Annotated in this window: 23 protein-coding genes; 19 read left to right on the top strand and 4 right to left on the bottom strand. The window is 64.9% G+C overall.

What is annotated here, in order from left to right; translation table 11 throughout:
• The first annotated feature begins 65 nt into the window (after positions 1 to 65).
• Entirely contained in the window at positions 66 to 1,280 is a 1,215-nt protein-coding gene (locus tag IEY12_RS08860; RefSeq protein WP_188882777.1) for a phosphoglycerate kinase, read from the top strand.
• Positions 1,281 to 1,778, top strand: coding sequence for a metallophosphoesterase (locus tag IEY12_RS08855; RefSeq protein WP_188882775.1), 498 nt, complete (start codon positions 1,281 to 1,283; stop codon positions 1,776 to 1,778).
• Here IEY12_RS08855 and IEY12_RS08850 read toward each other — a convergent pair.
• Positions 1,775 to 2,860: a type II glyceraldehyde-3-phosphate dehydrogenase gene (locus IEY12_RS08850; protein WP_188882773.1), complete on the bottom strand. Its 1,086-nt coding sequence runs from the start codon at positions 2,858 to 2,860 to the stop codon at positions 1,775 to 1,777. The two genes, IEY12_RS08855 and IEY12_RS08850, sit on opposite strands and share 4 nt — an antisense overlap.
• Before the next feature lie 123 nt (positions 2,861 to 2,983).
• Here IEY12_RS08850 and IEY12_RS08845 point away from each other — a divergent pair, with 123 nt between their 5' ends.
• The 4 genes from IEY12_RS08845 to IEY12_RS08830 all read left to right on the top strand — a co-directional run bounded on the left by IEY12_RS08845 (position 2,984) and on the right by IEY12_RS08830 (position 6,102).
• Positions 2,984 to 3,925, top strand: a complete 942-nt coding sequence (locus IEY12_RS08845; RefSeq protein WP_188882770.1) for an aminopeptidase — start codon at positions 2,984 to 2,986, stop codon at positions 3,923 to 3,925.
• Between the two features lie 69 nt (positions 3,926 to 3,994).
• Complete coding sequence (locus IEY12_RS08840; RefSeq protein ID WP_123074359.1) at positions 3,995 to 4,651, top strand: HVO_0476 family zinc finger protein; 657 nt, start codon at positions 3,995 to 3,997, stop codon at positions 4,649 to 4,651.
• 51 nt (positions 4,652 to 4,702) lie between these two features.
• The gene (locus IEY12_RS08835) at positions 4,703 to 5,329 is read left to right on the top strand and encodes a protein-L-isoaspartate(D-aspartate) O-methyltransferase (protein ID WP_188882768.1); all 627 of its coding nucleotides are present in this window, start codon (positions 4,703 to 4,705) and stop codon (positions 5,327 to 5,329) included.
• Positions 5,330 to 5,370: 41 nt separating this feature from the next.
• The gene (locus IEY12_RS08830; RefSeq protein ID WP_188882766.1) at positions 5,371 to 6,102 is read left to right on the top strand and encodes a protein-L-isoaspartate O-methyltransferase family protein; all 732 of its coding nucleotides are present in this window, start codon (positions 5,371 to 5,373) and stop codon (positions 6,100 to 6,102) included.
• Between the two features lie 556 nt (positions 6,103 to 6,658).
• Here the strand turns inward: IEY12_RS08830 and IEY12_RS08825 are convergent.
• The gene (locus IEY12_RS08825) at positions 6,659 to 10,114 is read right to left on the bottom strand and encodes an ATP-binding protein (RefSeq protein ID WP_188882763.1); all 3,456 of its coding nucleotides are present in this window, start codon (positions 10,112 to 10,114) and stop codon (positions 6,659 to 6,661) included.
• A gap of 570 nt (positions 10,115 to 10,684) precedes the next feature.
• Between IEY12_RS08825 and IEY12_RS08820 the strand changes: the two genes are divergently transcribed.
• A complete protein-coding gene (locus IEY12_RS08820) occupies positions 10,685 to 11,503 on the top strand; it encodes a DNA-binding protein (RefSeq protein ID WP_188882761.1) in 819 nt (272 codons plus the stop codon).
• Between the two features lie 192 nt (positions 11,504 to 11,695).
• Here the strand turns inward: IEY12_RS08820 and IEY12_RS08815 are convergent, their stop codons facing one another.
• Positions 11,696 to 12,148 carry a type II toxin-antitoxin system VapC family toxin gene (locus IEY12_RS08815; RefSeq protein ID WP_188882759.1) on the bottom strand — a complete coding sequence of 151 codons (453 nt, stop codon included), beginning with the start codon at positions 12,146 to 12,148 and terminating at the stop codon, positions 11,696 to 11,698.
• Positions 12,149 to 12,418, bottom strand: a complete 270-nt coding sequence (locus IEY12_RS08810; RefSeq protein WP_123078441.1) for an AbrB/MazE/SpoVT family DNA-binding domain-containing protein — start codon at positions 12,416 to 12,418, stop codon at positions 12,149 to 12,151.
• Between the two features lie 203 nt (positions 12,419 to 12,621).
• Here IEY12_RS08810 and IEY12_RS15925 point away from each other — a divergent pair, with 203 nt between their 5' ends.
• The 12 genes from IEY12_RS15925 to IEY12_RS08750 all read left to right on the top strand — a co-directional run bounded on the left by IEY12_RS15925 (position 12,622) and on the right by IEY12_RS08750 (position 26,421).
• Positions 12,622 to 13,095, top strand: a complete 474-nt coding sequence (locus tag IEY12_RS15925) for an SWIM zinc finger family protein (protein WP_188882751.1) — start codon at positions 12,622 to 12,624, stop codon at positions 13,093 to 13,095.
• A gap of 91 nt (positions 13,096 to 13,186) precedes the next feature.
• A complete protein-coding gene (locus IEY12_RS08800) occupies positions 13,187 to 13,375 on the top strand; it encodes an HVO_2922 family protein (protein ID WP_123077987.1) in 189 nt (62 codons plus the stop codon).
• Between the two features lie 142 nt (positions 13,376 to 13,517).
• Complete coding sequence (locus IEY12_RS08795) at positions 13,518 to 14,666, top strand: hypothetical protein (RefSeq protein WP_188882749.1); 1,149 nt, start codon at positions 13,518 to 13,520, stop codon at positions 14,664 to 14,666.
• Between the two features lie 91 nt (positions 14,667 to 14,757).
• Positions 14,758 to 15,693, top strand: coding sequence for a transcription initiation factor IIB (locus IEY12_RS08790; RefSeq protein ID WP_188882744.1), 936 nt, complete (start codon positions 14,758 to 14,760; stop codon positions 15,691 to 15,693).
• Between the two features lie 122 nt (positions 15,694 to 15,815).
• Complete coding sequence (locus tag IEY12_RS08785) at positions 15,816 to 16,220, top strand: hypothetical protein (protein ID WP_188882742.1); 405 nt, start codon at positions 15,816 to 15,818, stop codon at positions 16,218 to 16,220.
• A 2-nt stretch (positions 16,221 to 16,222) separates the two neighbouring features.
• Positions 16,223 to 17,905 carry a DUF8186 domain-containing protein gene (locus tag IEY12_RS16075; protein WP_188882735.1) on the top strand — a complete coding sequence of 561 codons (1,683 nt, stop codon included), beginning with the start codon at positions 16,223 to 16,225 and terminating at the stop codon, positions 17,903 to 17,905.
• A gap of 118 nt (positions 17,906 to 18,023) precedes the next feature.
• Positions 18,024 to 19,169, top strand: coding sequence for a TrbL/VirB6 family protein (locus IEY12_RS08775; RefSeq protein ID WP_188882733.1), 1,146 nt, complete (start codon positions 18,024 to 18,026; stop codon positions 19,167 to 19,169).
• Positions 19,169 to 20,200 (top strand): TraC-like domain-containing protein, encoded by a 1,032-nt coding sequence (locus IEY12_RS08770; protein WP_188882731.1) that lies wholly within the window; start codon positions 19,169 to 19,171, stop codon positions 20,198 to 20,200. Before IEY12_RS08775 ends, IEY12_RS08770 begins: the two co-directional genes overlap by 1 nt.
• On the top strand, positions 20,197 to 22,146 hold the full coding sequence (locus IEY12_RS08765) for a VirB4 family type IV secretion system protein (RefSeq protein ID WP_188882726.1): 1,950 nt from the start codon (positions 20,197 to 20,199) through the stop codon (positions 22,144 to 22,146). Before IEY12_RS08770 ends, IEY12_RS08765 begins: the two co-directional genes overlap by 4 nt.
• Positions 22,146 to 23,312, top strand: coding sequence for a phage NrS-1 polymerase family protein (locus tag IEY12_RS08760; protein ID WP_188882725.1), 1,167 nt, complete (start codon positions 22,146 to 22,148; stop codon positions 23,310 to 23,312). The genes IEY12_RS08765 and IEY12_RS08760 overlap by 1 nt, the downstream gene beginning before the upstream one ends.
• A complete protein-coding gene (locus IEY12_RS08755; protein ID WP_188882723.1) occupies positions 23,288 to 23,539 on the top strand; it encodes a DUF8107 family protein in 252 nt (83 codons plus the stop codon). Before IEY12_RS08760 ends, IEY12_RS08755 begins: the two co-directional genes overlap by 25 nt.
• A 266-nt stretch (positions 23,540 to 23,805) precedes the next feature.
• Positions 23,806 to 26,421 (top strand): DUF7827 domain-containing protein, encoded by a 2,616-nt coding sequence (locus IEY12_RS08750; RefSeq protein ID WP_188883397.1) that lies wholly within the window; start codon positions 23,806 to 23,808, stop codon positions 26,419 to 26,421.
• The last annotated feature ends 38 nt before the right edge of the window (positions 26,422 to 26,459 follow it).

The raw sequence follows: 26,459 nt of genomic DNA, 5'->3' as shown, positions 1-26,459 counted from the left end.
CACTACGCGCGCCGCGCACCGCTTTTCGCCCACCGCTAAGTACCCACCACCCGATCCATCCGACTATGAGCTTCAACACACTCGACGACCTCGAACCCGGCCAGCGCGTGCTGGTCCGCCTCGACCTCAACTCCCCCGTTGAGGACGGCACCGTGCAGGACAACCGCCGCTTCGAGCGCCACGCCGAGACCGTGCGCGAACTCGCCGAGCGCGGCGACCGCGTCGTCTGCATGGCCCACCAGGGCCGGCCCGGCGACGACGACTTCGTCTCGCTGCGCCAGCACGCCGACATCCTCGCCGAACACGTCGGCCGCGACGTCCGCTTCGTCCCCGACACCTACGGCCCAGAGGCCGTCGAGGCCATCGACGGATTGGACGACGGCGAGATACTCCTCCTCGAGAACGTCCGGATGTGCGAGGACGAACTCCCGGAGGCACCCCCCGAGGAGAAGGCCGAGACGGAGTTCGTGCGGACGCTCGCCGCCGAGTTCGACGCGTACGTGAACGACGCCTATTCGGCCGCCCACCGCAAGCACGCCTCGCTCGTCGGCTTCCCGCTCGTCCTTCCCGCATACGCGGGCCGCGTCATGGAGTCCGAGTACGAGGCGAACACCGCCATCGCGTCGCGCACCTTCGACGGGCAGGTGACGATGGTCGTCGGCGGCACGAAGGCCACCGACGTCATCGGCGTCATGAACGCCCTCGACGAGAAGGTCGACCGGTTCCTGCTCGGGGGAATCGCGGGCGAACTCTTCCTCCGCGCCGCCGGCTATCCCGTCGGCGAGGACGTCGAGGGGATGGACCTCTTCGACGAGCAGTGGGAGCAGAACGCCGACACCATCCGTGCGCTGCTCGAGGAGCGCGGCGACCAGATCACGCTCGCGAAAGACCTCGCCTACGAGGACGCTGAGGGCGAGCGCGCCGAAGTGCTCGTCGAGGACGTCGCGGAGAAGACGCAGGGCTTCCTCGACGTCGGCACCGACACCGTCGCCGTCTACGACGACGCCATCCGCGACTCCGAGGCCGTCTTCGTGAAGGGTGCGCTCGGCCTCTTCGAGGACGAACGCTTCAGCGTCGGGACGGTCGGCGTCCTCGAAGCCATCGCGGAGACGGACTGCTTCAGCGTCGTCGGCGGCGGCGACACCTCGCGCGCCATCGAGATGTACGGGCTGAGCGAGGACGACTTCTCGCACGTCTCCATCGCGGGCGGCGCGTACATCCGCGCGCTCACCGGCGACCCGCTCCCCGCCGTCGAAGTCCTCGAAGCGGAGGCGAACTGAATGCTCGTCGGCGTCGTCTCCGACACCCACGACGACCTCGAACGCGCCCGGCGCGCGGTCGCGCACTTCGAGGGCGCGGGCTGTGAGACCGTCGTCCACTGCGGCGACGTCGTCGCGCCGTTCACCGCCGCCGTCTTCGAGAGCGACGCGTTCGACTTCCACGCCGTTCGCGGGAACAACGACGGCGAGTGGGTGCTCCGGGACGCCATCGAGGCGTTCGGGACGTACCACGGCGAGTCCGCAGAGCTCACGCTCGGTGGCACCGACTTCGCCGTCTACCACGGGACGAGCGGGACGCTCGTCGACGCGCTCGTCTCGTGTGGCGACTACGACTACGTCCTGCACGGGCACACGCACGAACGCGGCCACGACGTCGTGGACGGCACGCAGCGCGTGAACCCCGGCGGCCTCCCCTTCTCCGGTGGCGACGACCGCTACCACGTCGCGACCATCGACACCGAGAGCGGCGACGTGGCGTTCGCGGACCTCGACGACTAGTCGTCCGCGCTTGCGGTCGCGCCCTCGCCGTCCGCGGCGACGCGCCGCGTCTCCTCGCTCTCGCCGAAGCCGACGCCGAGCGCGCGGTTCGTCTCGACGACGCTCTCGGCGGCCTCGGTGTCGGTGCAGACCGCGCGGATCGCGTCCACGTTCTCCGGGACGACGTCGCTCTCCTGGTGGATCGCTTGGAAGAAGTAGAGGTCGCGACCCTCGACGGCGATGGACTCCGCCCAGACGCAGTTCTCCCAGAGGTCGCCACGCGGCCGGCCCGCGTCCTGTGCGTACTCCTTCAGGTGCGCGGGGCCGGCGACGCGCGCGTCGCCCGGCACGAGGAAGACCCGGGACTCGTCGGTGAGCGTCTCCGCGACGGCCGCCGCCTCGGCCTCCGTCTCGAGGGTGACGTTGACGCTGTGGAGGTGCATCAGTGTCGCCGGAACGGTGACGCCCATCGTGTCCACGGCGAGGTCCGGGAGGACGGTGTTGACGTCCGGGCCGTGGTGGGAGGGGACGGTCACGGGGTCGGGGAGGATGTCGTTGATTGGGCCGCGGTCCGGTTGGCTCGGGTCGCCACCACGGCGGACGAGGGTCGCGCGCGCCTTCTCCACGCCGTACTGTTCGTCGAGCGGCGCGAGGACGCGCGAGAGGCCGGTGGTGTTACAGGAGACGACGCGGACGTGCTCGGCGTCGCTCGCCGCCACTTCGTCGTAGTTCGCGCGCGCGTTGAAGCTCGCGTCCGCGACGTCGGCGTCCTCGCCGCCCTGGTAGAGGGCGGGCGTGTCGTGGCGCTCGTAGACGGCGCGGTTCTCGGCGCCGATGCCGGCGGGCGTACAGTCGACGACGATGTCGCTCTCGACCACGAGGTCGTCCAGGTCCCCCGCGACCGGGACGCCGGCGTCGTCGAACGCGTCGCGCCGGTCCTCGCGCGCGGCGTGGACGGGATAGCCGCGTCGATGGGCGGCCTCGGCCTCGAAGTTCGGAGTCGTCTTCGCGACTCCGGCGACTTCCATGTCGGGTTGTGCCGCAACCGCGTCCGCGACGCGCTTGCCTATCGTCCCGTATCCGTTGACGCCGACTCGGAGCATCACGTGGTGCTCCGTGTTACACCCGATTAATTCTTTCGAGAATTCTTACAAGAAATTAACTACGCGATGAGTAAGTCCGACCAACCCGCAAGGGCTAACGGCGCGGCGGGAGAGGCCACACGTATGCCCACCCTTCGCGAGGCCGCCGACACCGCCGTCGTCCAGTGTCTCGGCATCACCGCAGACGACACCGTCGTCGTCGTCACCGACGACGAGCGTCGCCCCATCGGTCACGCCCTCTACGAGGCCGCCCGGGACGTCACCGACGACGTCACTGTCCTCCAGTATCCGCCCGGCGAGCAACACGGCGCCGAACCGCCCGCCCCCGTCGCCGCCGCCATGCGCGAGGCCGACGCCTTCCTCGCGCCGACCACGAAGAGCCTCTCGCACACCCGCGCACGCTCCCGCGCGAGCGACGCCGGCGTCCGGGGTGCCACCCTCCCCGGCATCACCGAGGACGTCTTCACCACCGGCCTCGACGCCGACTACGCCACCATCCGCCGGCACTGCGCCGACGTCCTCGCGCAGGTCCGGGACGCCGAGGAAATCAGAGTGACCACGGACGCCGGCACCGACATCACCGTCGAGCCCGGCGCGCGCGAGTGGCGCCAAGACACCGGGATGGTCCACGAGGCTGGGGACTTCTCCAACCTCCCCGCCGGCGAGGTGTTCGTCTCCCCCGAGACCGCCGACGGCACGTACGTCGTCGACGGCACCATGATGCCCCACGGCCGCCTCGACACCGAACTCCGCTTCGAGGTCAAGGACGGCACCGTCACCGACATCTCCGACGACGACGTCCGCGAACAGGTCGAGGCCGCCGCCGAGGACGTGGGCGACGCCGCGTACAACCTCGCCGAACTCGGCATCGGCACCAACGTCGCCGTCACCGCCCTCGTCGGGAGCGTCCTCCTCGACGAGAAGGCCGCCGGCACCGTCCACATCGCCATCGGTGACGACGCCGGCATCGGCGGCGACACAGACGCCCCCATCCACCTCGACGGCATCATCCGCGACCCCACGGTCTACGCCGACGGGGACGAAGTGCACCTCCCCGAACCCTAGAGAGACACCCGCACGCGAACGCTCAGGCCACTCCTCGGGTTTTTACGGCTCCGGTCGCTTACACCACGTATGAGCGAACACGTCGAGCGGGCGCCCGTCGCGTGCCCGTCCTGTTCCCCGGACCGCGAGACGGTCCACGAGGTCCTCACCACCGGGGGCGGCACCGCCACCGTCCGCTGCACCGAGTGCGGCCACACCCACAAGGCCCCGCTCGAAGACGAGAACACCGTCGAACCCACCGTCGTCGTCTCCCAGGACGGCGACTCCTTCACCGCCACCGTCGAGATGCCCGGCGACGAGCGCGTCGAGAAAGGCGACGAGTTCATCCTCGAAACCGACGACGTCATCATGCAGGTCCGGGTCACCGCCATCGAAGTCGGCCCCGAGGAGCGCGTCGGACGCGCCGACGCCGGCGACATCGACACCGTCTGGTCGCGCGCCGTCGACAACGTCTCGGTCCCGATCACCGTCCATCCGCGCGACGGCGAGGGCGACGGCACCCGTAGCCTCGACCTCCAGCTCCCCGGCGACGAGGAGTTCACCATCGGCGAGACCTACGAGTTCGGCGAGGAGGAGTTCGAAGTCGAGGCCATCCACGTCCGGGACAGCGCCGTCGCCAACTACGACTTCCAGAAACTCGGCCACGAGGGCGACACCGTCCTCGCCAAGGACGTCAAACGCGTCTACGGCATCGACAAGTCCTCGAAAGCCTGGTCGGCCTGGTAGGACACCGACGCGGCCCCCACCTTTTCACGCGTCCCACGCACGCACTCGACCATGGAGTACGAGGAGGCACGCGACCGACTCGCCGACCGACTCGAGCGCCGCTACGACCTCGAGGCGCGCGTCGCCGAGGCGATACGCACCGTCCCCCGCCACCTGTTCGTCCCCGAGGAACACCGCGAGCGGGCCTACGCCGACCGCCCGCTCCCCATCGGCCACGACCAGACCGTCAGCGCGCCGCACATGGTCGCGGTCATGGCCGACCACCTCGACCTGACCGCCGGCGAGGCCGTCCTCGAAATCGGGACGGGCTGTGGGTATCACGCCGCCGTCACCGCCGAACTCGTCGGCGCCGAGCACGTCTACAGCGTCGAATACGTCCGCAACCTCGCCGAGGACGCCCGCGAGACCCTCGCCGACGCCGGCTACGGCGACGTCTCCGTCCGCCACGGCGACGGCCACGACGGCTGGTCCGAGCACGCCCCCTACGACGCCGCCTACCTCACCTGTGCCACCGGCCGGCTCCCCGACGCCGTCCTCGAGCAGACCCGCGCCGGCGGGCGCGTCCTCGCACCCGTCGGCGACCTCGCACAGGAACTCGTGCTCGCGCGCGTCCGCGAAGACGATATCGAACGCGAACGCCTCGGGGGCGTCCGCTTCGTCCCCATGCAGGGCGAATAGGTCGTCGGGCAGTTCAAGAGCTTCCGCGTCAACCCGGACGTATGGAGTACGCCGCCGCACGCGACGGGATGGTCGACAGCCTCGAACACGAACTCCGAGGCGTCGTCGACCCCGACCCCGTCGGCGACGCGATGCGCGCCGTCCCCCGCCACGAGTTCGTCGACGACGCCGACCACCGCGCCTACAACGATCGCGACTTCGAAGCGTACGGCACGCGCGTCCTCGCTCCCAGCACCGTCGGGCACCTCCTCCAAGCGCTTGCTCCCGAGCCCGGCGACGACGTCCTCGTCGTCGGCGCCGGCGTCGGCTACACGAGCGCCGTCCTCGCCGAAATCGTCGGCGCCGAGCACGTCCACGCCGTCGACATCACGCGCCGCGTCGTCTGGGCCGCCCGCGACAACCTCCGGCGCGCCGGCTACGCGGGCGCGCTCGTCGACTGCCGCGACGGCAGCCAGGGGTTCCCCGAATACGCGCCCTTCGACCGCATCCTCGTCGAGGCCGCCGCCGTCGACGTCCCCCGCGCTCTCCGCGACCAACTCGCCGAGGGCGGGCGACTCGTCATGCCGCTCGGCACCGGCGACCAGCGACTCGCTACTGTCGACGAGCGTGGAACGACCGAGGGCGACGCCGTCGCGTTCGCCCCGCTCCTCGTCGAGGGCGAACAGCACGGCGTCCCCGTCAGAAACAGGACCGAACGCGAGGACCGCGAGCACGCGCAGAGACACCACCAGCGCCGTCGTGGCTGGGAGCTCGACTGGATCGACTGGGACTAGCGAACTCAACAGGCGGTCGACTCTTTCACGGATGGCCGACGCGCACATCTGGAAGATCAAAACCGATAGACTGCGGCCGATTATGAAACTTCAACCACCTCCTGAAGCGGCTATTTAGTGCTCCTAACTGACCAAAATCCCCGCAAGAATACTCGTGGAGAGGGCTGTAACGGCATCTAGGAACCCGTCGACCAAAACCCGAATATGGGTTCTCTGACGTCCCTGCGGGCGTATGCTCGGGTATTCGGAACCGCTCGACGTCTCTGATGGGCCTCGAACCAGGTGGTATTCGGTTCATAATCGACCGCCGTCTATCGGTTTTGCTGAGTCGGCCGACGGGTTGGTGGCTGTTCGCGATGCCGTATTCGGCGTCGAGGAGCGCTCTCGCCGTCGTAGAGGCGTCTCTACATTCAGGTGTCGGCGTCGAGTCCGAGGTGTGCAGTCATGATCTTCGGTCGGAATCCACGGAGTGGGGGCTTGCGGCGCCGGAATCCGAGTATGAATTGGGTTGCGTGGCGTGTGCGCTCGGCTAGCAGCCGGTTGGCGTCGTGTCCGACTATGACGTCCCATCGCTCTCGGCGTCGAGGTAGGTGGCACGGAGCCATTCTGCGGGATAGATGGCGGTCAGTCCGGGGGTGTCGATGCGGAATTGTTGTGGTGGCGTGGTGGGTGCGTAGGTCTTCTCGACGCGCACCGGGCCCTCCAATGGGTCGTTGAGGGCGTGGAGGACATCGTGGCCAGCGGATTGCGTCATGACGACCCAAATGGCTTCCTCGGGGTTGCAGGCGGCCATCTTGTCGTAGTCGTCGGGGACGGCGCGGCGGACGTCGTGATTGATGCGCTCGACTTCGACGGTGACGACGATGTCGCCTGCGGCGTCGAGGCCGGTGAGGTCGAGGCGGCGGTTCTCGTCGAGGTCGTAGTAGGGGACGACCGTCGTGACGGTCGAGTCGGGATTGGTGGCGTATTCGCGTTCGAGGTATTGGCGTGCGACTTCGACGCCGAGGACGTGCTCGCTGGATTCCTCGAGGTCGCCCTGGCCGTGGCCGTAGTCGACGCCTTCGCGATAGCTCTCACCGATGGCGTCTCGGCCGGCCGGTGAGACTGTGTAGAGGCGGTGTGGGTGGTCGGTGTCGTGACGGAGGAGGTCAGCATCGAGGAGGCCTGTGAGTTCGTCGCTGTCGATGCCGACGTACTCCTGGAGGCGGATCATGCTGTCGCGGAGGATGTCGTACTCGAGTGGGTCGTAGCGGAGCTGCTGGGCGTTGTACACGACTTGGAGGAACATGAGTTGGCGGTCGCTCCACTCGGAGATTTCTCGCTCGGCCGGTGTGAGTTTGAGGTTGACGTCGCAGACGGGGATGTCGTCGCGGTCGACTTCGGTGAGTGACGAGCAGCACTCGATGGCGCGCCGTACTCCGTGGATATCCGGATCGTATCGGTTATCGCAGCTCTGGCATCGAATGGCGTGTGTTTTGGCGTCGTACTCGAGGGTGTCGGGGAGCCGCCGCGTGTGTGGGAGCGCGCTGTCGACGCGGGTGAGCGTCTCGATGGGGTCGTCTGCTGGGTCGTCGTGGCGTGCGACGCTCGGGCTGGTGAGTCGGAGGCCGATCCCGTCGAGCGTGCGATACTCGACGGCTCGAATTTGCTGCTGGAGGGTTCGTTCGCGTGCTGGGCTGAGTGGGTATCTCCCGGCCGGATCGCCGGGTGGGAGTGGGAGTGAGGCGACGAGGAAGGGGCGTGGCTCGGCGTCGGCGAAGCCCGCAGGGAGGCTGACGAACCAGTGGCCGCGTCGAAGTGAGCGGAGTCGCGTCCCGACGTCGCGTGGCGGCATATCGTCGGTCGCGAGGCGTTCGGCGAGGAGGTGATCGACGGCGACGTTTCCGGTGATGATGGTCGAGACGTTGTTCAGGACTTCCTCGTAGGCGCCTTCGTCCTCGCTCTTGAGCTGGCCGGGGAACTGCATGGCGAGCGTGATCGAGCAGCCGAAGCTTCGGGCTTGACTGAGGAGGGTCTGGAGGAGGTCGGAGACGGCGACGCTGGCGGCTTCCTCGATGTAGAGGTTGACGAGTGCGAGTTCTCCATCAGTTCGGTTCGCGCGACGGCGAAGTGCAGTCCAGAGGTTCGAGAGGATGACGAGTGTGAGGACGCGCTGGGCTTCTGTTCGGAGGCCGCCCGTGTCGAAGATGATGACGGCGTTCCGGTCGAGGTAGTCGGCGAGGTCGAGATGGGGGTCGTCCTCTCCGGGGACGTGATTGAAGACGCGGGCGAGGCGGCGGTCGAGTGGAATCTTCTCCATGCGGTTGGCGACACCCTGCATGATCTCGTCGAAGGAGCGCGCGCGATTCGCGACGACGCCGCCGAGCATGCGCTCGAGATCGGGGTCGGAGACGGCGGGCGCGGATTGGCGTTCGTGCATCTGGCGGACGCGCTCGAGGAGGTCGCGATGCGTGAAGGCGTCCGCGCCGTTCACGGGGTCGAAGGCAGCTTTCGTGAGGTAGCGGATGATGTCCGGGGAGCGAACGGCTTGCTCGAAGCGCTCGCGTCCCATGATCTGTGTGAGGATCTCGATGTAGTGATCGACGGTGTCCTCGACGGCGGTCGTGTGTGAGACGCCGGCGTTGAGTTCGTCACGGATGTCGAAGAAGGAGAATGCGGGAAGCGTCTGCGCGCAGTCGAAGTAGTAGACGTTCTCGAGACTCCCGTATCTCGCGTAATGGGCGCGCATATAGGCCTCGGCCATCCCGTCGCCCTTCCGGTCGATGAGGATGTCGACGCCGTCCGTCGCGTCGTGGTTTGCGAGGATGGCGTTCGTGAGGCTCGTGGACTTCCCGGAGCCGGTCTTTCCGAGCCACGCGACGTGCATCGGCTGGAGGGCTGGTGGAAGGACGAGTGCCTCTTGCTCTGGGACGCCGTCCTCGTCGAGGAGGCGGCCGATCGCGAGGCCGTCACCCCGGTAGGGTTCGAGGCGCTCGCTGGATGGCCGCGTGAGCGTCGTCTGCTCACGTGGTGTGGTATCAAGTGAGCGAACGCCCGCGCTGGTGAGTGCGCGGCCGTCGAGAACGGTAAAATTCGCGATCTCGTGCTGGTTCGCGACGAGTACCGGGCTAGTCGTCCGGTTCAAGAGGCGCTCACGGAGTCGTCGTGTCGGGAACACCCCACTCGCGATCATCTCGAGGGCACCGTCTGCAGCAGTCCCGTGTCGATCTCGGGGATGGACTCGATAGTTCGGTCCCCCGATGTCGCCGAACGCCGTGCGAAGGTCGCGGAGCACGCGTCGAGAGTCAGTGCCGAAGACGGCCGCGCGAGCGGCGATCTCGAAGGACGTCTGTGTCTCTCGCGTCTGGAGTCGATCAAGGCGCGTCTGGTCGGCTCGTGGAATCCGTTCGACGTCGTCGCTCGTTCCGAGGAGCGCGCCCATCACCTGATCGAGCGCCGTGTCCTGGGTGTGCTCGAGGGCGGCGACGCGATCCTCGGCTGCATGCGTCCAATCGGGCTTCGGGCGGACGAGCACCTGATAGAGCGCGGGCGTCGCGCTCGTGGTGAGTGCGTCGACGATGGCGGCGAGCGGAACGCGAGCGTGCTCGTCGGCGACGAACGTCTCGTAGTCCGTCAGGCCGAGTTGCCAGTCCTTTGGTCGGTCTCCTTGAGCGAGGTATTCGACGACGGTGGGTGTGCCGTGCGTCTGGTGGATACCCTCAAGCCAGGTGGCGGCTTTCGTCTGGCGCTCGAACTCGTACGTATCGGGGAAGAGACTGCGCAGAATGGGCTCTACTGAGTCGGCGTCATCCGTCGTGAGCCCAACATAGTAGTCGAGTTCGCCCTCGGCTTCGGAGACGAGAAGCACTTCGAGTGTTGGCGGCGTCGCGTGTGTGTCATCGGCGAGGAACTGATGGAGTCGACGCCACTGCGCGGTCATCGTCTCGACTGTGAGCGTCTCGTCCGTCGGGCGAACTCGGATGTAAGTTCGTGCACCAGCCGCGAGCACGGGAATATCGGTGTCGGTCGCCATCTCTGTGCCGGCCTAGCAGGCAGGCAGCGCATATCTCCTCGCCGGCAGATTCTACTCCGCTGACTATTCCGGTGGCTCTCTGGGGTGTCTTCTTGTGCGAAAGCCCCCGCGTGCTCGTGGCCTGCACCTCGCTGCGCGCGACTACCCGTCGTGCTTGCGTCGGTTCGGCTCACGAGCACGCGGCCCCTTTCGAAGCCCCACCCGACCGCGGTGGTCGACCGGCGAACGCAGTCGTGCTGTCGCTTCGTGTGCCTGCAAATTTGGGACTGATCGTGCCTCGGGCCGTGTCATGCTCGCCCTTTCGGGACGCCAGCATCACGTGCAGTGTCGGCGTCTCGCTGCGCTCGGCGCCGAAACTGGCGTGAAACTGGCCGCGAACACGGCCCGGAGGCACTCGCTCCTCAGAAATAATGCGTGGCGTTTTTCTGTGCCGACAGTGCGCGCCGCTCGCGCCCTGACGGGCGCTGAAGGCGCGAGCGGCGCAGCCACTCGTCGAGAACCGTCGACAAAAGACCGCGAGGACCAGTCGCGGTCGGCGGCGCCGCGAAGACGCCTTCGGGCTAAGCACCCATGTCTAGTAAGACCACCATCGGAGATGAAGTTTCGGTCGAAGAGCGAGTGAACGAGGAATTCGACGTCGTCGATGACGTCGCGGAGCGCGAGCGGAACCTGCGCCCGACGGTCTCGATGGAGATTGTGGCGAGAATTGACGTCAAAGAGGACCCCTACGCGGGGTTGACGCTCGAGGCGGAAGAGCGGGTGCGGGCGCGTGAATGGGAGATCGAGCGGACGCGGTCGCGGTATGACCGACGGCAGGACTCAGACCGGGAGGCGAGGACGCGCGACTACGTGGCGGAGCGGACCCCAAGCCGGACGTGGCAGGCGTGGACGAGCGATCCCCGTGGAGAGCTCTCACGGGACGAACTCGCGGTTGTGAACCAGCAGGCGCAGCGGTTGGCGGGGCAGGAACGGGGCTATTCGCGATCGGCGATCTCACGGATGGTCGGCGAGCGTGTGCGGCGTGGTCAGGACATCGTCGATGCCGTCCTCGAGACGAGCGAGGCCCTCAGATACGGGCCCGGACAGATCGTGCCTATCGGGGCGTTGGAGCGCTTCGAGGCCGACGACGAGGTGAGCGTGGAAGGTGTGGTCGTGCGGTTGTTCGAGCCGCGCCATCCCGCAATCGCCCAAGTGGGTCTCCTCGAGGACGAGACGGGGAGGACGAAGCTGACGGTGTGGGAGCGCTCGAACCAACCGGCCGTTCGGCTGGGCGAGCGCGTGCGGGTGCGCGGTGGCGCACTCGGCTTCTACCGTGAGCGCGCCTGCATCGCCGCGACCGGGTGGAGCGAGCTCGTCTTCCCGGAGCGCGGTCGGTGGTGGGAGCGCTAACCGTTCCTTCTTTTTCGTGGCCTCTCCCTCCCCAGCCGTCGTCCCCGCTCACTGCGTTCGCGCGGACGCCCCTCGCGCGTTCTCGACGCCAACCGGGCGTCGATTCATCGCGCGCCACCGCTCCGGTCGACGACAGTGTGTCGGTCTACGCGTGCGAGACGGCCAACGGGCTGGGCCGCATCAGCGGACCGACTACGCCGAGTACGCGTGGAACTCCTCAAGGACGTCTTCGGGAACGGGATTCGTGTAGCCGACCGATTCGTCAGTACAGAGGGCGTCGAAGTCGCGGTCAGTCGTGAGGAGGACGTCGGCGTCAGCGTCGCGTGCGAGGGCGACGTAGAAACAATCGTAGACGTCGTGATTCTTTGCGGCGCTAATCTCGTAGGCATTGCGGATGACGGCGTCGTCGACGTCGATAGCCTCGCTAGGGTAGTCGAGGAGGGACTGGACGGCGCGCCGGGCGTCGATGGTGTCGAACCCGATGTCTTCGAGAACCCACTGGACGCGAAGTGGGAGATAGCCGAAGAGGAGGAGGGTGTCCTCGCCACGGAGCGCGGGCACGAGATGCTCCGCGACGTATGGATGTCCCGGATGGTCGTCGACGAGTTGGATCGCGAGTGCGTTTACGTCGGGGAGGATGCGCATCTAGTGCCCCCCGAAGGTCGTTTCGCCGGCATCACGGAATGCGTCCTCACCCCACTCCTCGCGTGAACGCCCCGACGTCAGCGTGTGGAGGTCAGGGAGCTGCCGGACGAGTCGGATGTCGCCCCCCTCGCGAATGACGGTGAACGTCGTCCCTCCCTCAAGATTGAGGGTATCTCGGAGGGCCTTCGGGATTGTGAGCCGTCCTCGGTCGTTGAGTTCGGCCTCACCGTACGTCTCTTCGCTACCGTCGTCCCCGGTCTCCGAGCTCATCGAATCACCACAGTAAATACTGATTGTCTGAATCACCATAGGTCTTGGTGATCGACTGCGTCCGATCTATCGTCAGCCCTTCAGCTCGACCGATGGCCGACCACGACGTCGAGATCGATTCGGGCGTACTCCTTCAGCGTCCCGTGAGGCAGTGTTTCTCGCGCCCCTGACGGGTGGGGGCGCTCAAAAGTGCCTCCAGACTCATGTACTCGACCCACTCACAGCCGACGATCGACGCGATACCGAACGGCCACTCCCTCGTCGTCGTGACCGAGCGGTCGCTCGCGAACGCCGACGCCCCGGAGCGCACCTACTACCGGTGTCGATTCTGTGGCCAGGAGCGGCCCGATGCCGAGCAGTTCGAGCGCTCGTGTGCGACGCCCCACCCACCGTCACCGTTCCGCGAGGATGAGTACGATGTCGCGGACCCGCGGACGCGGCGTGCGCTCACTGAGGAGATGGAGACGCGCTTCCTTGAGGAGGGGGCGCGCTACGAAGTCGAAAGCGAGAGCGGGAACACCTACGAAGTCGACGTCGCGGACCGCACCTGTACGTGTCCGGACTGGGCGAAACGCAACAGCGAGCTCGGTATGCAGGGCTGCAAGCACCTGCGCCGCGTCGACCTCGAAATCCTCACCCGACGCCTCCCGCGACCCGACGGACGCTTCGAACGATAGGCGCACGCTCGTGTAGTCCTTCGAGATGGCGCTAGTGGCGTCATAGTCACTCCCCGAATCGTTATCCGAACGGCCCCAGTAGCTGCTCTCGATGAGTCAGGCAACGTTCGAGGTCTACACCGACGCGAGCGACGAGTGGCGCTGGCACCTCATCCACGACAACGGGAACATCATCGCGGATTCCGGCGAGGGCTATGCGTCTCGACAGAAGGCCGAGCAGGGCATCGAGAGTGTGAAGGAGAACGCACCTGATGCGGATATCGTCGAAGTAGAGGAGTAACACGTCCCTACGGAGGGGCGTCTCGGCCGTCTCGATACGTTCCGTGACTCGGACACGCAGAGTTCCGCAGACGGGCGACCCGACGACGTTTTTCGCCCCCTGAGGGGTGCGGGGGCGCGAGGGCGTGCCCGCGTGAGCAACTATGTCCCGACCAGAGACGACGACAGTGTTCGCAGGAATCGACGGCCGAGCAGACGCAGTCCTCCCGGAGTGGTACGCGGCGCGCGTCGACGACGCCGAGGTGGTGTCGTTCGCGGAGGCGATCAGACAACTCCCACGAGCGGTGGCGAGCGATGTCGCGTACAGAAACCCGTACACGGACGAGTGGGAGGAGACGGAGCGCTTCACGGCGCTTGTGGACCCGGAGCGGGCGGCCGCACGTGCTCAGGGCGCGGACTGTGACGCGCTCTTCTACGTCCCCACCGAGTCCTACGCGATCATCAACCCCCTCGACGTCTACGGGCCTCTGGAAGTGGCTGTCGAGGAGGAGACCGTGGATGGGCGCGCGCTGGGGGACGTGGTGTTTGGGGAGATCCGGCAGTACCGTGGTGGCGGCGAGGTGCACATGGACGTGCTCTTCGACGGGCTCTCCGTGACCTTCCTCGGCCGTGAGGACCCCATCGCGGTCGGCTTTTCGTCTGGGTATGACTTCTTCGGCGGACACGCGGTCTACGTCGAGGGGTACGCGCAGGACGCCTACTGCGCGAACTCGATTCGGCGGCTCACCGAGCGCCAGACCGTCAAGCACGTCGGTGACGTCGCGGACTTCGAGACGTGGTGGGAGCGCCTGCTCGGACGCCTCGCCGTCGTCGCGGACGACCTCGCCGCCTTCATTCAGGACGCCCAAGACATCTCGCTCGACCTGCGGGAGGTGCCCTTCGACCTCGTCGAGTTCTACATCCTCCTCGAGTTCCCCGAGTATCTCGCCGAGCGCGCCGCGAGCGACGCCCGCGCCGAATCTCCTGACCCCTTCGAGGTGGACATGTGGACGCTGCACTCCGGGGCGACCTACGCGCTCACGCATCACTATACGGGGAAGGAGGGCACCTCCCTCGACGCGTATGTCCGCATCGCGAACGATATTCTGCTCAATCCCGAGGCGACGCTCGAGCGCCTCGTGCGTGCCTACCGACGTCGCGCCGACGCCGACACTCGAGATGGTCAGACCGGCCTCGCGAGCCAGAGTGCGCTCGCACAGATCGAGCGCGTCGAACGCAACCTCGGCGCCAACATCGAACAGTTCCAGTCTCGGGAGGCGCGTCTCCGCGAGCGCTTCGCCGAGAGCGCGTAGGCCATCACTCGTCGGTGGTCGTTCCCCGTGTTCCCGCCAATTTTCTCGCCCCCTGACGGGTGCGGGGCGCCTGAGTGCCCCGCTGACACCGATGGCAACGAGAGACATCTACGAAGACGGCTTCGACGAGGACCAGGGATCGATCAGCGGGCGCTGCCCGGAGTGCGAGGGGCGGGTGCTCGCGGATGGCGGCGAACTTGCGTGTACGGCGTGCGGGCTCGTCTTAGAGGAGGAGCGCTTCGATCACGGTTCCGAACCGTGGTTCGACGCCGAGAACGACGAGGCGCGACGGACGGGTGCACCGTTGACACCCGCGCGCCACGACCGCGGGCTCTCCAGTGAGATCGGATATGGCGGTGATGCGAACGGGAACTGCCTCTCACCACGAAAACGCGCCCAGATCGCTCGTCTTCGACGTGAGCATACTCGCGCTCGCTGGCGCTCGAAAGCCGAGCGCAACCTCGCGACCGCGTTCACCGAAATCCGACGCCTCGTGAGTGCACTCGAGTCACCCAGAACTGTCGCCGAGGAGGCGTGCACGCTCTATCGCCGTGCGCAGTCCCGTGACCTCATTCGCGGTCGTTCGATCGAGATGATGGCTGCTGGCAGCGTGTACGCCGCGTGTCGCTGCCGCAATGTGGCACGCCCACCCCCCGAGATCGCAGCTGTCGCGAGTTGCTCGCGATCTGACGTCGTGCTCGGCTACGGTGTTCTGAATCGCGAACTCGGGCTGGATGCCAAACCAGTCGGCGTTCACGATCGCGTACCGGCCATCGCCTCCACCTGCGACGTCGCGGACGCGGTGACGACGCGGGCGTTCGAACTCGCGGATATCGCGGAATCGTGCGGAATCGCTAATGGCCGACATCCACGCGGGGTCGCTGCGGCGTGTCTCTACCTCGCCGCTCGAGAGACTGAGGACCCCATAACACAGCAGACTGTCGCGACGGCGGCGTCGGTTTCGGATGCAACAGTCCGGAACCGTATCGTGGAATTCCAGCCGGTTCTGGAGCCCACTACGAAGTAATCGACACTATCACTCCGCTTTACTTGAGCATAAGCTTATCTCCGATGAACTTCTGGGGGCCTGCTGTCGTGCGCCAGTAAAACCGGGCGACGCCGTCCGTGTTGCTGGCTGTGCGACTACATATGAAGGTCGATATCAGCGGCGATTCATTCACTCGGACTTCCGGACGAATTCAGGCTGCCTGGCTACGGCGGCTCGGTATGGCGGCGGCTCTGGCCGCACTGCTCCTCGTTGAGCCGGCTCTCGCACAGTCAACGGGAGAGGCGTTTTGCCAGACGGCGATCGCGGACACGGTACGGAACGTATTCACGATCATCCAGTACGGCGGGCCGCTCCTCGGTGGTGTCATCGCCCTCGGAGCGACCGTCTTGCTTCCGACAGTCCGGCGTTCCGACCGGAAGGCGGAGGTCAAGGAGATGCGGACGCAGGCGATCCTCTACGGCGTCATCGCCGCACCGCTCGGAACGGTCATTCTCTCGTTCCTCCTGAACAACGTCGTCGCAGGTGGGACGAGTTGCAGCTTCTGAGGATGTGCACGATCGCCCTCCTCACCACGAGCGTCATCGGGGCCGGTCTCAGCGACGCGAATCACGCCGATTCCGCCGTTCCGGACAAACCTGAACATGGCTTCGACGACGCGACGTACTACCCGCTCTGGTCGGGGGACGACGACACCGGTGTCGATGTGGCTACTGTCTCGGGGACGGTCGTGGGGCTCGCCACCGTTACCGACATCCCGTTCGACCGGCCACCGATCGCAGTCGAGCGCTGGAACCGTCTCGATCACTCCGACTTCCCACCGGACGATCCCGCGACGGCCGTTCGTCCGTCCGGTGCGGAGACAACTGACGGCGAGTTCGTCAAAGACGCGTCGGTCTCGGTGTTCGCCGTGCAGCCGTCGACACGTGTCCACCTCGATACGGAACACGTGCCGCTCTACGTGGCACCGGACGGCACTGTCCTCGGCGTCGTCGACTACCGTGTCGAAATCCCCGCTGACTCGGTACGTGATCAGTGGACGATCACCTCGCACGGCGTTCGATCAGTTCGCCTCCTCGTCGATGGTGACACCGTCGCGACGACGGCCGGGACGCGGACGCCGCGCCTCGACTACCGTGGTCTGGATGCGACTCGTACTGATGGGACGCACACGCTCATGCTGGTGGCGCAGATCGACGTCGAACTCGAGCGCGAGACGACATCACGTCGAACAGTCTGTACGACGGTCAACCAGACGACGCAGTGCCGGATCGCTACGCAGCGGACGACAAAGACGTTCAGCGACACCGTCGTTGTTCAGGACTCCATCACCGTGACGGTAGATGCGCCCGTGCTCTCGGGACTCGTCACGACGTACCCGAACGGGGACCGCGGCTTCGCCAACACGATTGACAGCCCGTGGTCTGCGTATTCGGTTCCGGGGGGAACAGTTCGTGGTGTCTGGCAGTTCTACAGTGCACGTGATCCGACGTGGGATACGCTCACGGTTGCGACGTCGACGGGGGAAGCTCAGCGCGCATCACCGCTCGTCCCCCTCCACGTGCACGCGTATCCGAGTAGACAGGCACCGGTTACTGGGAGTCCGCTCACGGTCGACGTACTCGAGACTGACGGTCACGTAACGCCCGTCCCGACGCTTCCCGAGGTAATCGCCCTCGATACGCCGGCCGAGTCCTATCTCGCGAATGCGACGTTCGCAGCGAGGTTCTCCGGACTCGATGACGGGTCGACAGTCGCAGTCTCCGGACTCGTTCGTGGCGTCGAGCGCGACGCATCTCTTTCGGCGTTTCCCGAGCGGGCTATGCGTCCGGTGTCGCTTCGACTCACCGTTCAGGAGACGACTTCAGAGACGGTCACACTCGAACTCGCACTGCACGAGACGGACACCGGGCTTCCGGTCTCTACGGCAAGCATGGACGGGACGCTATCGCTCGACGGCGTTCGACTCAATACGTCATCAGACGGGACGGTGATACGGACGGTCCCGCGCGACACCGGGATTCACACCGCGCGTTTTGTCCCCCACTCGTGGTGGAACTTGGACGCGACGTACGCGCCAGCGAGTGATACCGTATACGTCCGCGAGATCCCCATCAACGGTATTGACGCGCTCTACCGACTCGGTGTCTACGCGATGGTCTTCGGCGTCGCTGCGTTCCTCATCGGCCGGACGACTGGCTGGCGTATCTGGCCACCTTGGAGGGGTCTATGACGTCACCGGAGCGTGGACCGAGCGGACCGAGGTATGGCGCTCGCCTAGTGCTCTGGCCGTGGTTCTCGTCCCGAGACATCGACGCCGTCGCGGACTCGACCGATAGTGAGGGGTCCTGATGAGCGCGCTTGGCGACGCCATCGTCGAGGCGATCGAGCGCTTCCTTCAGGCGCTCTTCGAGCCCGTGACGAACCTGATTCAGACGCACGGAAACGACCTCCTCGCCGTCGTCGTCGGCACGCCGGCACCTGATCGGGTGTTCGCGCCGCCGACGACGCAGGCGTGGCCGGCAATTTACGACTACTACTGGCACGATGTCGTCCCGATTGCCCTCCTGCTCTGGGGGCTCTCCGTCGGACTCGTCATCTTCCTTGAGTCGACGAACTATCTCTTCAGCTCGTACCACGGCGCACAGCTGAAGCGCCGCGCATTCGCCGGCCTCATGGGAATCCTCGCGTGGTGGTGGCTCGCCGCCCTCTCACTCCAGTTCACGAACGCCCTCACGGGTGCATTCGTCCCAGATCTCTCCGAGATCTCGCTCTTCCAGACGCTGTCGTTCTCCGCACTCGGCCTCCTTGGTCTCCTCATCTCTCTCAGCATCGACCTCGTGTTCTTCCTCCTCATCGGCGCGATTTACTTCATCCGACAGCTCACGCTCTATCTCTTCGTGCTCATGATGCCGATCTTGATCGCGCTGTGGGTGCCGGGTGTCGGCCCCTTCGCCTACGTCTCTCGGTTCGTCCAGCGCCTCGCTGGCTTCTACGTCCCATTTCTCCTCATGCCGCTCCCCGTCGCGATTCTCCTGCGCCTTGGAGGGTTACTCGGCGAGAGCGCGACCTTCGACGCGGATGGTGTCTTCCTCTGGCTGACCGCACTCGTTATTCCAATCGTCGCCGTCCTCTCCCCATTCGTCTTCGTCTGGCAGGCTGGGAGTCTCCTCTTCGTCGGCGACCGCATCTCACATCGCGTTTCTCGAACCCGTGCGCAGTCTCGACTCTCGTCGAATGCCGCACGCATGGGGAATGCCCACAATAGCGGTCGGAACTTCGTTCGAGGGGTTCGTGGCTCGCCACCCGTTCGACGCGACGGCCAGACGCTCCTCGCCTCCTCGCGCTCGCATGCAGCCGGTGCTCGCGTCGCGAGGCAGCGTCGAGCGCTCGACCGTCGACGCACCTCTCGCACCCGCTCGCGTTCATCTCGCTCTCGCCGTGGAGACCACCGCGACGACGACGCATCGACTGACGACCACTCACGCAACCACTAATGACAACCCACGACCCGAATCCAACGAAACGCGTTCCGAAATCCCTCGGCACCGAATCGAAGCTCTTCGGCACCTACACGCTGGCCGACGCCGTCGTCGCGCTCCTCCCTGGCGTCTTCGTCGTCCTCGTCGTCCAAACCGTGGTTCCAGCAGTCCGCATCGCCGGAATCTCGATACACGCGATCACGATCCCACTCGCCCTCCTCGCAATCGCTCTTGGAGCTCTCTTTGTCACGCTCACGCCGTCGTACACGACGAGCGTCGACTGGCTCCTCACCGTCTTCCGGTTCCATCGCACGACACGCACGTTCGACCACGACACCGCACGCGCCGAGACACACGTCGAGCGTCTCCATCCGCGTGCCGATGCCGTCGAACGGACCGATGGCGCCTTCGTCGCCCTCGTTCAGGTCTCGCCTCCACCGATGGCGCTCGCCACCGACAACGAATGGGCACGCAAAGCACAGAGCTTCCAGAACTTCCTCGACACCGTCGCCGAGTTCCCACTTCAGTTCTTCTCGACGACGCGCCCCTTCCCCGTCGACTCGATGCTCGCACACTACGAGCGCCGACTCGAGGACGCGGACGTCCGCGCGAATCCGCGACTCGCACGACTGATCGACTCATACCTCGAGTGGTACGAAACTGATCGTGATGTCCGCACCGTCACCGTTCGTGACCACTATGTCGTCGTCTCCGTCGTCCCGGACGACATTCAGTTCGACGCCGGAACCACCCTTGAGCGACTCGCGGACCTCCCCATGATCGGGTTCGTCCTCGATGTCCTGTTCGCCCCATCCATCGAGGAGCAGCGTGCTCGTGCGCTCTCTCTCCTCGAGGAGCGAGTGACGCGAGTCGAATCTGGACTCCGCGACCTCGATGGCTGTGACGCATCGCCCGTCTCAACAACCGACGCTGTCGATCTCCTCGCGACCTACTGGACTGGCGTGACGCGCCCGGCCGACGAACGACCCGAGGCGATCCGAACCCGCCCACTCGTCGCTCCAAGCTCTTCGGGAGGTCACGCATGATCGATTGGTTCACGTCGCGTTTCCGTGATAACTCCGAACCGACACCGACGCTCCCGGACGTCGCGACGGCACAGCAGACGCTCGTCACGCCGTCCGTTCTAGACCATCACGCCGCCGGCCTCCACGTCGACGACACGTGGACGCGAACGCTCTGGATCGGCGAGTTCCCGGACGCCCCGATAGACGGCTTCCTCGAATCCCTCTACGCGGACCCAACCACTCGATCGAGCGACATCGCACTCCACGTCGTCCCGCGCGATACCGAACGCACCCTCGACGCACTCGAGAACCATATCGAGGAGCTCGAGGCCGACGTCGACGCGCTCGAAGCACGCCATCGTGCAGGTGCACGCGGCATCCAGCAGGACCTCACCGACTACCAGGAGCTCTACGACGCGCTCCGTAACACGACCGCACGCCCATTCGACGTTTCGATGTATCTCACCACGCGCGCTGAGGACCCCGAGTCACTCAATACGGACGCAGTCGCGGCGATAGCGCGTCGCACTCCCGCGAACCTCACGCCCGTGACGCCGCGCTGGTCGCAACTCGATGCATTCGTCTCCGCGAGCCCACTCGGTGACGATACCTTCGGCGCCGCACACGACGCAACTACGCCGATGCTGAGCGGCGCCATTGGCGCGATGTTCCCCTTCGTCACCGGTTCGTTCGCCGAACCTGGCGTCGAGTACGGAACGGACGCGCTCACCGACAGCCCGATCATCGTCGATCGGTTCAACCGCGATACCGGCTACTGCATGCTCGTCATCGGGAAACTCGGGACGGGCAAGTCCTTCTCGACAAAACTCCATCTCGTCCGGCACGCAATGTACGACCCGGACACCATCCTCGTGATGCTTGACCCCCTCGAAGGGTTCGCGAGCGTCAACGACGCACTCGGCGGTGAACGCGTCGTCGTTGGCGGGACGCGTGGCCTCAACCCACTCGAAATTCGGGCTACACCCCCCGAGGTCTTGGACGCGGTGCCGACGCTCGATCCGTGGAGTGACCAGATAACACGCGTGCTCGCGTTCTTCGAGACGTTCTTCGAGCACGTCGCGGGCAATCCACTCGGTGATCGTACGCAGACACTTCGCCGCGCTATTCAGGAAGCCTACGCCGACTGCGGGATCACGCACGACCCCGAGACACACCACCGGGAGTCACCGACGATCACCACGGTTATCGATGTCCTAGAGAAGCTCTCCGACGACCCGGTGGCGTTCGGCTACACCACGTCCGGAGAGCAGGAGAGCGTTCGTGCCGATGCACGCAAACTGCTCACCGACCTTCGCCCATCCTTCCACGCTGATGGCGACCTCGCACATCTCGCACGCCCCACCGAACTCGATCTTGACGCTCCCGTTCTCTACCTCGACCTCCATCAGGAGGAAGGGTCCCGTGGGCGCTCCGAGACCAGCCTGATGATGCAGGTGCTCTTCAACGCTATCTACGAGCGCGCGAAGGAGACCGAGAAGAAGGTCGTCTTCGCGATCGACGAAGCCCACTACCTGCTGAGTGACGCGAGCTCACTCGACTTCCTGGAAACTGCTGTGCGACACAGCCGACACTACGACCTCTCCCTCCAGTTCATCACGCAGACGGGTGGCGAGTTCACGCTCACACCCGAGGCGAAGACGATTGCCGACCTCTGCTCGGTCGTCCTCATTCACCGCGTGAGCGAGGACGCGACGAAACTGCAGGAGTGGTTCGGCCTCAGTGACCGCGAAGCGAACTGGGTCCGCACCGCGAAAGCTGGCAACGAAGAGACCGGCTTCTCCGAAGCACTCCTCGGGATCGACGAAGAAGGCTGGTTCCCGCTTCGCGTGCGCGCGACTGAGTATGAAGTGTCGGTCCTGAGTACGGGCTCCGACATCGCGCCATCGGAACTCGACGCCACAGCTGACGCATCTTCTCGTGCCCGCGCGGACGGAGGTGACCGCTGATGGACATCGATAGCGTTCCGGACACTCTACGCTCCGTCCCCCAGTGGGTCTGCTGGACGACGCGCCAACGCGGCTCGAAGTCGACGAAAGTCCCGATCGACCCACAGACCGGTGCGTTCGCGTCCACGACCGACCCGACAACGTGGACAACGTTCGACGACGCGACCCGAACCGCGTCGTCTTCAGACACCCTCGCAGGAGTCGGATTCGTCTTCACCGACGACGACCCGTTCGTCGGCATCGACCTCGATAACGCACGTGACCCAGACACGGGACGACCTGAGCCGTGGGCCAAAGACCTCATTACGACACTCGACTCCTACACCGAAGTCAGTCCCTCCGGAACGGGCTACCACGTCTACGTCCGTGGCTCCCTCTCCTCCGCACGGAACCGAGCTGGTGACGTCGAGTGCTACGAGCACTCGCGGTTCTTCACCGTCACCGGTCAGCACGTTGGGGGGACCCCCCGCTCGATCTACGAGCGCCCACGCGAACTCCGACGCATTACCGAAGAGTATCTCGAACCCGACGACGTCGAGTCCACATCTGCACGTACTGTTTCCGAGTCCGGCCGCGTGCTCAGTGACGACGATCTTCTTGAACGGGCGCGACGTGCGAAGAACGGCGAGAAGTTCGAGCGGCTCTGGCGCGGCGACACGAGCGGGTACGACAGCCACTCCGAGGCGGACATGGCCCTCGTCTCCCTGCTCGCCTTCTGGACCGCAGGCGACATCGCATGGATGGACGCCCTATTTCGCCAATCCGGGTTGTTCCGTGAGAAGTGGGACGAACGCCACTACGCCGATGGAGAGACGTATGGAGCACGCACGCTCCAGCGCGCCGTCGCGCTCACCGACGACTACTACGAACCCGTCGGTGACGATCAACGCCCGCCCGCGAACTCTGTGCCTGCTGACCACGTCGAGACCCGACTCGCCAGCGTCGATGGGCGGCTCCAGACCCTCGAGGAGCGTGTCGCGATGATCGATACGCTTCAAGCTACCGTCCACTCTCTCGACAAAGAGGTCGCACGCATCCGCTCAGAGAATTCGGACCTATCGGCGCAACTTGCGGACAAACGCATGCGACTCGCACGCCTTCGCGCTCGCCTCGACGAACTTGAGTCTACATCGACCTCCACGTGGAGAACACGGTTCTTTGGCTAGATCTCGGGTTCAGACGCGAGATTACCACCCGTGGTGAAGAGACTCCCTATCTGGTCGATGGCAATACAGGTGTCATCTATCCGCTCGCTGCCCTGCTCTCACCCCTCTTCGTGCTCGCCGTCGTCTACGGCGCGTCGATCGTGGGGTATCCGCGGTTCTCTCCACTCCTCGTCATCACTATCGCCGTCGCGCTCCTCGTCCTCACTTACCTCGCTGTCCTCCGCTGACAGAGTTTATGTACCGTCTCGATCCCGTCCTCTTAGAAGGGACGAATTTCTGCCGAGTCTCAGACGGCCGTACAGGGATGTCTGACGCCCAAATCATAAGAACGACCCACACAATTTCACGCCGTCGAGGACCGAATACAACACAAAGTATTTACCTACGACGGCAGTTGTAACCGATGTACCCCTACCGACCGGCAGATGCACTCAGTACCATCGGCACTCGTCGATGGGGTCGGTGTTGACGCCGAACCAATCCACAACAAACTATGACAGGATCCAAATCCAAGTTCCGTGCAGTCTTCCTCTCTGCGCTGATGGTGCTTTCCGTCTTCGGCGGCGCCATCGCGTTCTCCGGAGGGGCTGCTGCGGTCACCAATGTGTCATCGGATAGTATTAACGGTGGCACTCTGTCCCCTTCCGAAGGTAGTACAGTTACCTATGACAACGTCACATTCAACCTAGTCGATCTCAACAACAACAATAGCGGTCAGACTGTTAATGTTGAGCTCGGCTTCGATAATGGCGGCGAAATCGTGTCGACGAGCGGTGTGAGCTCGAACATCAGCTCCTCTTCTGGTACCAACCAGGATGGGAACCTGACGTTCACGCTCACCCCCAGCTCGTCTAATAAGACTGCCTCCGTGACTGTTGACGACCTGGAGGTTGCTTACCCCCTCGTCAGTGCAAACCAGGATACGAACCTGATTGCCTCTGTCGATGACACCGGTGGTGACAATGCCGACTACACTATCGGCAACACCATCACGATTCAGGATGACGCCTCGAACGAGGACATTGCTGAGAAGTATGGCGCTGACGCGGCGTACGACTACGACAGCATCGAGGGTAACCTCGTCTGGAAGGGCCAGGAGATCGCTGTGTACAACGTCACGCCGAACACGCAGATCCAGCTTCAGCAGAAGACGGGTGACGACAGCTTCTCGACCCGCGTCCAGCGGACGAGTGACGCGAACGGTGTCGTCGTCTTCGACACCTCGAGCCGTTCCGAGGACTCCTACCGCGTTCGTGACCCGGACGCAGCTAGTGCCTCGGGTGCCTTCGACATCACCACGCAGTACCTCGACGCTAGCTTCGAGGACGACACGGTCAACAACGAGGGCTCCGAGAGTACTGTCGACCTCGAAATGGACTCGAACCGCGGTACGTTCAATGTGAACGTCACTGAGTCTGATGAGGACCTCTCCCCTGAGGACCTCGAAGACATCTTCCAGGGTGCATTCACAGTCACCGATCCGGACACTGACGATGAGGTTATCACGATCTCTGGTGTTTCGGGCGGCGATACCTACTCCGTTGATTTCGATGGTATCGACGCGGGTGACTACAACCTCAACTTCTCCGTCACCGACACGACGGCAGAGGACACTAGCTCGATCACCGTCGAAGAGGTCTCTGACGGTTCCGCGAACTTCGCGAACTCCACCGTCATTGACCAGCAGGGCGACTACGTCCCGATCACTGTCGAGGTTTCCGGCGCGGATGATACCGCTAGCCTCGTCATTGGTGACTACAGCGAGGACGGCTACCAGTACAACGCTACCGTCGTTGACGACGACAATGACGGCAAAGTGAAGGTGTACTTCAACACCTACCGTGCTGGCCAGGGTCACGACGACCTCCTCGAACTCGCTGATAGCGACGACGCTATCGAGAACCAGGAGGAGCACCCGTCCGCATCGATCGACGGCCTCCTTGATGCCGGTGACTACGACGTCTACACGATGGCCGGCGATGACCAGAACGACAACTACACCGACGTCATCAACGGCGCTGACGACGTCATGCTGCTCTCGCTCACTGAGAGCTCGCTGAACAACATGACCACGTGGGTCGCTCCGAGCGGATCCGAAGGTAACTTCGAGGACCTCGACGAACTCATGACGGCCGTTGAAGACGGGGACCTCACTCAGACTTCCACCGCTGCCAAGGGCGACCGTGCAGTCTTTGCCCTTGACGCTGGTGGCCTGAGCGGCCTCTACAACGCTTCGGAGAGTGGCGACGTTACGTCTGAATTCGAGAACGCTGTCAACAACAGCAACGTTACGTTCCACCTGAATCAGACGAACCCGCAGCAGAACCGCCCCGCGGCGAAGTTGAACGTCACGCAGACGATCCAGCAGGACGCGCTTAAGGCTATCGCCGACCCGGCAAACAACACGTACTACGTGATTGTGTCCACCGGTACGGCGTCCTTCGACCGTGGTACGACGACCGACGTCTCCATCACCAGCTCCGCTCTGGACCTCCGCGATGACGCCGAGTTCAACGGCACTGTCACCGTCAAGGACCAGGCTCTGCTCGGTGACGATGAGCGTGGTATTTACAGCGACGAGGACGATTGGGAAGATATCTCCTCGATGCTGACGCTTCAGGACCGTGATGCTGACTTCGACAGCGATCCCGTCGAAGTTCAGTCTGCTAGCGACCAGTCCATCACCGGAACGGCGACTGTCGCTCCCGGAACCGAGCTCACCATCCGTACGAGTGCGACTGGTGACAACGCTGGCTCGCGGTTCGTTAAGTCTACGACAGTGACCGTTACCGAGAATCAGACGTGGTCGGCTACGTTTGACTTCTCGGACGTTGACGCTGGCACGGAATTCGACGCCCGTCTCAGTGGCTCCAACGTCCCGCAGGTGACTGTCGACGGTAACGTCGTCGAGCAGCAGACCACGACGACGTCCACGACGTCCACGACGACGTCCACGACGTCCACGACGACGTCCACGACGTCCACGACGACGTCCGCGACGTCCACGACGACGTCCACGACGAGCGGCGGTACGCCCGGCTTCGGTGCCGGTGTCGCCCTCGTCGCGCTCGCTGGCGCTGCGCTCCTCGCGCTCCGCCGCGACAACTAACGCCAATCACGACTGACCGGCGTTACCGGTCACCCGAC

Source organism: Halarchaeum grantii (assembly GCF_014647455.2).
In the GTDB taxonomy this organism is placed as follows: domain Archaea; phylum Halobacteriota; class Halobacteria; order Halobacteriales; family Halobacteriaceae; genus Halarchaeum; species Halarchaeum grantii.
Note: the sequence above shows the minus strand (reverse complement) of the source record. Positions and strands in the feature narration are given on the sequence as shown.